Genomic DNA, 11099 nt, shown 5'->3' with positions numbered 1-11099 from the left:
GAGGAAAAACTCCTCGGCTACCTGAAGAAGGTCACGGCCGACCTCCACCAGACGCGACAGCGCCTGGCCGCGGCCGAGGCACACCGCAACGACCCCGTCGCGATCGTCGCGATGGGCTGTCGCTTCCCGGGCGGGGTCGGCGACCCCGACGACCTGTGGCGGCTGCTCGACGACGGCGGCGACGCCATGTCCGAGTGGCCCCACGACCGGGGCTGGGACGTCGACGCCCTGTACGACCCGACACCTGGCACCCCCGGCCGCAGCTACACCCGAACCGGCGGATTCATCGACCGGGTCGGCGACTTCGACGCCGGGTTCTTCGGCATCTCACCGCGCGAGGCCGTCGGCACCGACCCGCAACAGCGGATCCTCCTGGAGATCTGCTGGGAGGCGCTGGAACGCGCCGGGATCGACCCGCTCGCCCTGCGCGGCAGCCGCACCGGCGTGTTCTCCGGCACCAACCTCCAGGACTACACCACCCTGCTCAGCCTGTCCGACAACGCAGGCGACGACGGGGTGGGCAACGCGCCCAGCGTCCTGTCCGGCCGGATCTCCTACACCCTCGGCCTCGAAGGCCCCGCGGTCTCCGTCGACACCGCCTGCTCCTCCTCCCTGGTCACCCTCCACCTGGCGGCGCAGGCGCTGCGCGCCGGGGAGTGCGACCTGGCGCTGGCCGGCGGCGTCACCGTCATGTCGACGCCCACGATCTTCCTCGAGTTCAGCCGCCAGCGCGGCCTGTCGCCGGACGGCCGCTGCCGCGCCTTCGCCGACACCGCCGACGGCACCGCCTGGGGCGAGGGCGCAGGAGTCCTCGTCCTCGAACGGCTCTCCGACGCCCGCCGCCACGGACATCCCGTGCTCGCCGTCCTGCGCGGCTCCGCCGTCAACCAGGACGGCGCCTCCAACGGCCTGACCGCCCCCAACGGCCCCTCCCAGGAACGCGTCATCTGGCAGGCCCTCACCAACGCGAGGCTCGCACCCGCCGACGTGGACGCCGTCGAGGCGCACGGCACCGGAACCACCCTCGGCGACCCCATCGAGGCGCAGGCCCTGCTCGCCACCTACGGACAGGACCGGCCCGCGGACCGGCCGCTGCTGCTCGGCTCGGTGAAGTCGAACATCGGCCACACCCAGGCCGCGGCCGGTGTCGCCGGCGTCATCAAGACGGTCCTCGCGCTGCGCGCGGGACGGCTGCCCGCGACCCTCCACGTAGACCGGCCGAGCCGGCACGTCGACTGGAGCGCCGGAAACGTCGAACTGCTCACCGAGGCCCGCGGCTGGCCCGCCGTCGGCGACCGCCCGCGCCGCGCGGGCGTGTCCTCCTTCGGAGTCAGCGGCACCAACGCCCACGTCATCCTGGAACAGGCCCCGCCCACCGAGCAGGACGACGAGAACGGGCCCGCGGACGACACGCCCCGCCCGCGCGCCTTCACCGTGTCCGCCCGCACCGCGCCCGCCCTGCGCGACCAGGCCCGCCGGCTCGCCGCAAGCCTGCGCGCCGACCCGGACGGCGCACCGCGCCTCGCCGACCTCGCCTGGTCCCTCGCGACCACCCGGTCCGCACTCGAACACCGTGCCGTCGTCGTCGCCCCCGGCACCGACGTCCTCCTGCGCGGCCTGACCGCCCTGGCCGACGGCGCCCCCGACCCCGCCGTGGTGCGCGGCGTAGCCGACGCCGAGGGCGACCCGGTCTTCCTCTTCCCCGGCCAGGGCCCGCAGTGGGAGGGCATGGCCACCGAACTCCACGACGCAGACGCCCGGTTCCGCGCCTCCTTCGACGAAGCCGCCGCCGCCGTGGAGGAGTTCGTCGACTACCGCGTCCTGGACGTGCTGCGGGGCGCCGCCGGCGCCCCGCCCCTGGAGCGCCTCGACGTCGTCCAGCCCACCCTCTTCGTCGTCTGCGTTGCCCTCGCCCGACTGTGGATGGCGTGCGGGGTCCGCCCCGCCGCGGTCGCCGGACAGAGCCAGGGTGAGATCGCCGCCGCACACATCGCGGGCGTCCTCACCCTCCAGGACGCGGCCCGGGTCGTCGTCACCCGCTCCCGGGAACTCACCGCCATCACCGGCCGCGGCGGCATGGTCGCCGTACCGCTCGCGCTCGCCGAGGTCGAACGCCTCATCGCCCCCTACGACGGCCGCATCTCCGTCGGCTCCGTCACCGGCCCGCGGTCCGTCACCGTGTCCGGGGATGCCGAACCGCTGGCCGCACTGTTGGCCCGCCTCACCGAAGACGGGATCCGCGCACGCCGAGTGCCGGTGGACTACGCCTCGCACTGCGCCCAGGTGGAGGAGGTCCGCGACGCCCTGCTCGCCGGATTCGCACCGGTGCGCCCGCGCCCCGCCGAGATCCCCTTCCACTCCACCGTCACCGGAGACCGGGTCCAGGACACCACCGCACTCGACGCCGCCTACTGGTACGACAACATCCGCCGCACCGTACGCTTCGAGAGCACGGTGCGCGCTCTCGCCGAAGCCGGACAGCGCGTCTTCGTGGAGATGAGCCCGCACCCCGTGGTCACCACGGCGGTCGGCGACATCCTCGACGACCTCGGCATCACCGGCGGCGCCGTCCTCGGCACCCTGCGCCGCGACGAGGGCGGGACCGAACGCTTCCTCACGTCCGTGGCCGGACTCGCGGTCCGCGGCGGACCCGTCGACTTCGACGTCGTCCACGACGAGCCCGCGCGCCGCCTCGACCTGCCCGTCTACGCCTTCCAACGCCGCCGGTACTGGCCGGGGTTCACCGCAGCCGCGCCCACGGTGACCGCCGGCGCCGCGGACGCCCCGTTCTGGCAGGCCGTCGAGTCGGGCGACCTCACCGCCCTCGCCGCAGCGCTCGGCCTCGACGAACAGGCCACGGCCGCACTGCACCCCGCCCTGGCCGACTACCGGCGGCGCGGCAACGACCGTGCCATCGCCGACCGCTGGCGCTACCGCATCACCTGGCGCCCGCTGCAGGACACGCCGACGCCGGCCCTCACCGGCCGCTGGACACTCGTCGTGTCCCGCGGCCACCACAACGGTCCCGAGGCCACCTGCGTGCAGGCCGCCCTGGCCCGCGCCGGAGCCGACTGCACCCTCGTCGTGGTCGACGAGCACGCCGACCGCACGGCGCTCGCCGCCGTGCTGGCCGAGGCGACGGCCGACGCCCGCGGCGTCCTGTCCCTGCTCGCCCTCGACGGCAGCGCGCATCCCGGGCACCCGCTGCTGCCCGGTGGTTTCGCCGCCACCGTCGCCCTGGTGCAGGCCATGGACGACCTCAACGTCCGGCTCCCGGTGTGGTTCCTCACCCGCGGCGCCGTAGCCACCCGTGCCGGCGAGGCCCCCGCCGCACCGGCCCAGGCCCTCGTCTGGGGCTTCGGCCGGGTCGTCGCCCTGGAACAGGCCGACTGCTGGGGCGGCCTGATCGACCTGCCCGACCAGCTCGACGCGCGCACCGCCGACCGGGTCGTCGCCGTCCTCGCCGGAACCGACCACGAGGACCAGGTCGCCGTCCGCGCCACCGGCACGCTGGGCCGCCGACTGGAGCGCGCCGCCGTCGGCGGACTCGCCGGCCGACGCCGGTGGCGACCGGAGGGCACCGTCCTCGTGACCGGCGGCACCGGCGCCCTCGGCCGTCACGTGGCCCGCTGGCTCGCCCGCGAGGGAGCGGCGCACCTCCTCCTCGTCAGCCGCTCCGGCCCGGAGGCGGAATCCGCCGCCGGGCTGCTCGCCGAACTGACCGCTCTCGGCGCCCGCGCGGACCTCGTCGCCTGCGACATCGCCGACCCCGCGGACCTCGCCGGCCTGCTGGCCTCCGTCCCCGAGGAGCGCCCCCTCACCGCCGTCTTCCACACCGCCGCCGTTCTCGACGACGGAGTCATCGGCTCGCTCACGCCCGAGCGCCTCGCCGAGGTCCTGCGGGTCAAGGCGGGAGGCGCCCGCAACCTGGACGCCGCGACCGCCGGCCTGGACCTCTCCGCCTTCGTGCTGTTCTCCTCGTCCTCGGGCGTCTTCGGCAGCCCCGGACACGGCAACTACGCCCCCGGCAACGCCTTCCTGGACGCCCTCGCCGAGGACCGCCGCTCGCGCGGTCTGCCCGCCACGGCGATCGCATGGAGCGGCTGGGCCGACGGAGGCATGGCCTCCGGCACGGTCGGCGAACGACTCCAGCGCCACGGCGTCCGCCTCATGGACCCCGCCGTCGCCGTCACGGCCCTGCAACACGCCCTCGATCAGGACGACACCGCACTCGTCGTCACCGACATCGACTGGGAGGTCTTCGGGGCGGAGCTCGGCAAGGGCCGCCCGCGCCGTCTCTACGCCGAACTTCCGGATCTGGGACGGCTGCGCGCGCAGCACGCCGCCGCCCCGGCCGTCTCCGGCGGCGACGACAACGACGTGATGGCCACGATCGCCGCCCTCGGGGAGGCCGACCGCCGGCATGCCCTGCTCGAGCTGGTGCGCGGACACATCGCCTACGTCCTCAACCATCCGAGCCCCGACGACGTCGAGCCGGCCCGGGCCTTCCGGGAACTCGGCTTCGACTCCCTCACCGCCGTGGAGCTGCGCAACACCCTGGGCGAGGCGACCGGCATGCGGCTGCCCGCCACCCTCGTGTACGACTACCCCACGCCCGCGGCCCTGGCCGAGTACCTCGGCGAGCAGCTCGCCCCGGCGGACGCCTCCGCCTCCGACTCCGAGGTCGCCGTCAGCCGCCGGGACACGGGCGAGGACCCGGTCGTGATCGTCGGCATGGCCTGCCGCTTCCCCGGCGGGGCGGACACTCCGGAGCGGTTCTGGCAGCTGCTGGCCGACGGGACCGACGTGATGGGCCCCTTCCCGGAGGACCGGGACTGGGACGTGGCCGGGCTCTACCATCCCGAACCCGGCACGGCGGGCCGTACCGCCACACTCACCGGTGGATTCCTGGACGGCTTCGCCGACTTCGATCCCGGCGTCTTCGCCATCTCGCCCCGCGAGGCTCTGGCCATGGACCCGCAGCAGCGGCTGCTGCTCGAGACCGCTTGGGAGACGTTCGAGCGGGCCGGAATCGATCCGCGGTCACTGCGCGGCAGCCGGACCGGTGTCTTCGCCGGCACGAACTACCAGGACTACACCTCCCGCCCGCTCGCGCCCGGCGACGACGTCGGCGCCCACCTGGGCACGGGCAACTCCGCGAGCGTCCTGTCGGGCCGCGTCTCCTACACCTTCGGGCTGGAAGGGCCGGCGGTCACCGTCGACACCGCCTGCTCGTCGTCGCTGGTCGCCCTGCATCTGGCGGCGCAGGCGCTGCGTGCGGGGGAGTGCGACCTGGCGCTGGCCGGCGGCGTCACCGTGATGTCGACGCCCGGTCTGTTCGTGGACTTCAGTCGTCAGCAGGGGTTGGCGGTGGACGGTCGGTGCAAGGCGTTCGCGGAGGCGGCGGACGGGACGGGGTTCTCGGAGGGTGGTGGTCTGTTGTTGGTGGAGCGGTTGGCGGATGCGCGTCGGCTGGGGCATCCGGTGTTGGCGGTGGTGCGGGGTTCGGCGGTGAATCAGGACGGTGCGTCGAATGGTTTGAGTGCGCCGAACGGTCCGTCGCAGCAGCGGGTGATCCGGGCGGCGTTGGCGGATGCGGGTGTGTCGGCGGTGGATGTGGATGTGGTGGAGGCGCATGGCACGGGGACGCGGTTGGGTGATCCGATCGAGGCGCAGGCGTTGTTGGCGACCTATGGTCAGGGTCGTTCGGTGGATCGGCCGTTGTGGTTGGGGTCGGTGAAGTCGAATGTGGGTCATACGCAGGCGGGTGCCGGTGTGGCGGGTGTGATGAAGATGGTGTTGGCGATGCGGTCCGGTGTGGTGCCGGCGACGTTGCATGTGGATGAGCCGTCGTCGCATGTGGACTGGTCGGCCGGTGCGGTGGAGTTGGTGACGCGGGCGCGGGTCTGGGAGGAGGAGGGCGGGCGTCCGCGGCGTGCGGGTGTGTCGTCGTTCGGCATCAGCGGCACCAACGCGCACGTCATCCTGGAAGGCGTCGCCGACGCACCCCACGACACGTCCGACGCCGATGAACCGCGCACCGACGAACCGCGCACCGACGAACCTCTCGCCGTCACCTCGCAGGCGCAGGCGCAGGCGCAGTCACGGGTGCAGTGCCCGGTGCCCTGGATCGTCACCGGTCGCAGCCGTGACGCCCTGCGCGACCAGGCCGCCCGGCTGCTCGACCACGTGAGCGCACACCCCGAGGTCGCCGTCGCCGACACCGCGTTGGCGCTCGCGACCACCCGGACGCCGTTCGCCCACCGAGCCGTCCTCGTCGGCGACGATCACGACGGCCTCGCGGCCCGGCTGCGGGCCCTGGCCGAGGGAACGCCGCTGCCCGGCACGGTCACCGGCGCCGCACGCGCAGGCGGCCGCACGGCCTTCCTGTTCACCGGCCAGGGGGCGCAGCGGCCCGGCATGGGCCGCGAACTGCACGCCGCCCACCCGGTGTTCGCGCAGGCCTTCGACGCCGTGTGCGAACGCGTTCCCGGACTGCGGGCGGTGGTCCTGGGAGACGACGCCGAACTCCTGAACCGCACCGAGCACGCACAGCCCGCCCTGTTCGCCTTCGAAGTCGCCCTGTACCGCCTGCTGGAGTCGTGGGGCGTCCGCCCGGACCACGTCGCCGGCCACTCCGTCGGAGAGATCGCCGCGGCCCATGTCGCCGGAGTGTTCTCCCTCGACGACGCCTGCGCCCTGGTCGCCGCCCGCGGCCGGCTCATGCAGGAACTCCCCTCCGGCGGCGCGATGGCGTCGATCCGGGCCACCGAGCAGGAGGTCCTGCCGCTGCTGGCCGGACGGGAACGCGAAGTCGGCATCGCCGCCCTCAACGGGCCCTCCGCGACCGTCGTCTCCGGCACGGAGGAGGCCGTCGCCCGGATCTGCGAGCATTTCTCGGCGGCCGGCCGGCGCACGACGCGGCTCCGGGTCAGCCACGCCTTCCACTCCCCGCTCATGGATCCGGCGCTCGACGACTTCCGGGCCGTCGCCGAAGGCATCTCCTACCGCGAGCCGGTCCTGTCCGTCGTCTCCGCACGGACCGGTGAACCGGCCGCCGCCGGTCTGCTCACCGACCCCGAGCACTGGGTGCGGCACCTCCGTGAGCCGGTCCGCTTCCACGACTGCGTCACCCGGCTGCACGGCCTCGGCGTCCGCCGCTTCCTGGAGGTCGGGCCGGACAGTTCGCTCACCGCGCTCGCCGAGACGGCGCTCGCCGAGGCGGAGCCCGACACGCCCGAAACGGTGTTCGCGGCGGCCGCCTCGCGGGACGAGTCAGAGACCGGCTCCCTGCTCCGCGCCGTCGGCACACTGTTCGCGCACGGCGCCGAGCCGGACTGGACGGCGCTCCTCCCCGGCGCCCGCGCCGTGCCGTTGCCCACCTACGCATTCCAGCGGCAGCGGTTCTGGCTGCCGACCGTGGCCGCCGCCGGCGACCCCGGCGCCGCCGGACTGCACCCCGCGGACCACCCGTTCCTCGCGGCCGAGATAGCCCGCGCGGGCTCGGACGACCTGCTGTTCACCGGACGGCTGTCACTGCGCAGCCACCCCTGGCTCGCCGACCACGCCGTCCTCGGGCAGGTGATCCTCCCCGCCACCGGCTACCTCGACCTCGCCGTGCACGTGGGCGACCGCACCGGCTGCGGCCACCTGAGCGAACTCACCCTGCTCAGCCCGCTCGTCGTGCCCGCCGAGGGCGCCGCCCACCTCCAGGTCACCGCGGAAGCCGCCGACGATCAGGGCCGTCGTGCCTTCGCCGTGTGGTCGAGGCCCTCGGCGGACGACGGGGAATGGCAGCGGCACGCCCAGGGCGTCCTCGCTCCGCAGCCGCCGTCCGTGCCGGCCGGCGACCTGGCCGCCTGGCCTCCGCCGGGAGCCTCCCTCGTCTCCGGCGAGGACCCCTACCCGGCCTTCGCCGCAGCGGGCTTCGCCTACGGTCCGAGCTTCCGCGGCCTGGGCAGCGTGTGGGAGCGCGGCGAGGAGGTGTATGCCGAGGTCGCGTTGCCGGAACCGTACCGGGACGACGCCTCCCGGCACGCCCTGCATCCTGCCCTGCTCGACGCGGCCGTCCAGGCCCTGCTGGTCAGGCGCCCCGGGCTGCGGCACGACGACGAGGACACGGCGCCGCCGATGCTGCCGTTCGCGTGGACCGGGCTGACCCTGCACGCCACCGGCGCGACCGCGCTGAGGGTGCGCCTGAGCCCCGCCGGCCACGACCACGGCTACCGGGTCCTGGTCACCGACACCACCGGCCGGGCCGTCGCCACCGCCGATGCGATCACCCTGCGGGAGGCGCCCGCCGCCCCGGCCCCGGCGGGGCCGGGCCGGCCCGAACTGCTGCGCCTGGACTGGCAGGAGACGCTTCCCGCCCCCGAGCCGCCCGCTCCGCGCACGGTGCGCTGGATCGTCCTCGGCGGGGGCGACGACCGGGTGGTCGCCTCCCTCGACGCGGCGGGCGTCCATGTGGAGACCTACGCCGACCTCGAGTCGCTCGCCAAGGCCGTCGACACCGGCATGACGATGCCCGAGGTGGTCGTCGTCGCACCGGAGCCGGGTCACGTCGGCGATCACGGCATGCCCGAGGCGTTGCGGGGCCGGCTGTCCCGCACCCACGAGGTGATGAGCGGCTGGCTCGCCGACGAGCGGTACACCGACGCCCGGCTCGTGTTCGTCACCCGCCGCGCGGTGACGGCTGCCCAGGACGACGCATCCGCGGACGCGGCGCTGCCGGATGTGACCGCTGCCGCCCTGTGGGGACTGGTCCGCGCCGGACAGAGCGAACACCCCGGCCGCTTCCAGCTGGTGGACCTGCCCGGCGGGGCGGAGGCCGGCGACGAGGCCGCACTGCTCGGCGCGATCGCCTCCGGTCGCCCGCACAGTGCGGTCCGCGAGGGACGGGTCCTGTACCCCGACGCCGTGCCCGCCGCCCCCGGCGCCGTACCCGACCTCGCCGCGGGCACGGTGCTCGTCACCGGCGCCACCGGCGCCCTCGGCCGGGCCGTCGCCCGCCACCTCGTCACCCGGCACGGTGTGCGTTCGCTGCTGCTCGCCGGACGGCGCGGCCCCGCCGCGGACGGCGCGGACGCTCTGGTGTCCGAGCTGACCGAGCTGGGCGCCCGAGTACGGCTGGAGGCCTGCGACGTGGCCCGGCGTGCCGACGTCGAGCGGCTGTTGACCCACGTGCCCGCCGACGCGCCGCTGACCGGGGTGGTCCACGCGGCCGGTGTCACCGACGACGCCGTCCTCACCGCACTCGACGGGGCGCGCTTCGACACGGTACTGCGTCCGAAGGCGGACGGCGCCTGGAACCTGCACCACGCCACGACGGACCACCGTCCGGCCGCGTTCGTGCTGTTCTCCTCGGCGGCGGGCACCTTCGGCGCCCCCGGCCAGGCCAACTACGCGGCGGCGAACGCCTTCCTCGACGGCCTCGCGGCCCTCAGACGCTCACTCGGACGACCTGCGTCGTCCGTCGCCTGGGGCCTGTGGAGCGACGACAGCGGCATCACCGCCCGCCTGTCCCGGACCGACCGGGGCCGGCTGAGCCGCGGCGGCCTGCGTCCCCTGACCACCGAGGACGCCCTCGCTCTGCTGGACGACGCCCTCACCACGGCCGACCCCGCGGTGATCGCCGTCGCCACTGGTTCGGGCCGGGCGGGAGTCCGCTCGATGCTGAGGCCCGGCGCCGCGGCGGCGCGTCGCAGGAGCGCGTCCGGTCCGTCGGAGCCGGCCGGCCCGTCGCTGCTGGCCGGACGCTCCGCGGAAGAGGGCCGCACCCTGCTGCTCGGTCTGGTGCGCGACCTCGCCGCCACCGTGCTGGGGCACGCGAGCGCCGACGAGGTGGAGCCCGACCGGCTCTTCACCGAGCAGGGCTTCGACTCCCTCACGGTGGTCGAACTCCGTAACCACCTCGCCACCGCCACCGGCCTGAAGCTGGCGCCGACCCTCCTGTTCGACCACGCCACACCCGAGGCCCTCGCCGCCCATGTGCACGGCCGGCTCGCAGATCGGTCCCCCCAGGAGACCGGCCGGGAACAGACGGCTGCGGGCACGCCGGGCATCCGCCCCGAGGACACCCTCGGGGGCCTGTTCAAGCAGGCTTGCCTCGACGACCGTGTCGACGACGGCTTCACCCTGCTCCAGGCGGCGGCGGAACTGCGTCCCACCTTCACCTCGCCGGACGAACTCCCCGGCCTGCCCGTGGCGATCCGGCTCTCGGCAGGCGCCGCCGCGGCGCCGCTGGTCTGCTTCAGCTCCTATGTCGCCCTCGCCGGTGTCCACCAGTACGCCCGGTTCGCCTCGCCGTTCCGCGGCCGGCGCGACGTGTGGGCGCTGCCCACCCAGGGCTTCGGCGCGGGTGAGGCGCTGCCGGCGACCTTCGACGCGGTGGCCGACCTGCACGCCGACGCCGTACGGCGGACCGTCGGGGACGTTCGGCCGGTCCTGCTCGGCTCGTCGTCCGGCGGGGTCCTCGCCCTCTCGGCCGCCCGGCGGATGCAGGAGCGCGGCGCCCCGCCGGCCGCCGTCGTCCTGCTGGACACCTACATGCCACGGGCCGACTCCCCGTTCCTGCGCTTCTCCCAGCAGATGCTCAGCGGCATGTTCGAACGGGAGTCGATGTTCGCGCACATGGACTCGGCACGGCTCACCGCGATGAGCTGGTACGTCGCGATGATCGGGGAATGGGAGCCGGACCCCCTGGAGTGCCCCGTGCTGCTGGTGCGCTCCAGCGAGCCCCCGGTGCCCGCGGAACCCGGTGAGGAGATGCGGCCCGAGGAGTGGCAGACGTCCTGGCACCGGGCCCACACCGTCCTCGACGTCCCCGGCAACCACTTCACGATGATGGAGGACCACGCCCGCTCCACCGCCGGGGCCACCGACGGCTGGCTCACCGCCCGAGGCGCCTGACCGGCCCCCGCACCGAGGGCCCTGCCCCCCGCTCGACGGGGGCAGGGCCCTCGGCCTTGCCGGCAGGCGGCGTCCAGGGCATGCCGGGCCGGGTTTAGAGAAAGACCTAGTGCCCCCCTCGACATACTGCTTGGCAAGGATCGGGAACGATCTCTGCCGCTCCTTGTGCCGACGGTGCCTGGGGGATGGCG

1 pseudogene is annotated in these 11099 nt (G+C 74.7%); it reads left to right on the top strand.

Features of this window, described 5'->3' with window-relative positions:
• Positions 1 to 6: 6 nt before the first annotated feature.
• A pseudogene (locus OHS82_RS06575) lies at positions 7 to 10908 on the top strand (type I polyketide synthase); the annotation flags it as partial.
• Positions 10909 to 11099: the final 191 nt, after the last annotated feature.

It is taken from the genome of Streptomyces sp. NBC_00425, assembly GCF_036030735.1.
Lineage (GTDB): Bacteria > Actinomycetota > Actinomycetes > Streptomycetales > Streptomycetaceae > Streptomyces.
Note: the sequence above shows the minus strand (reverse complement) of the source record. Positions and strands in the feature narration are given on the sequence as shown.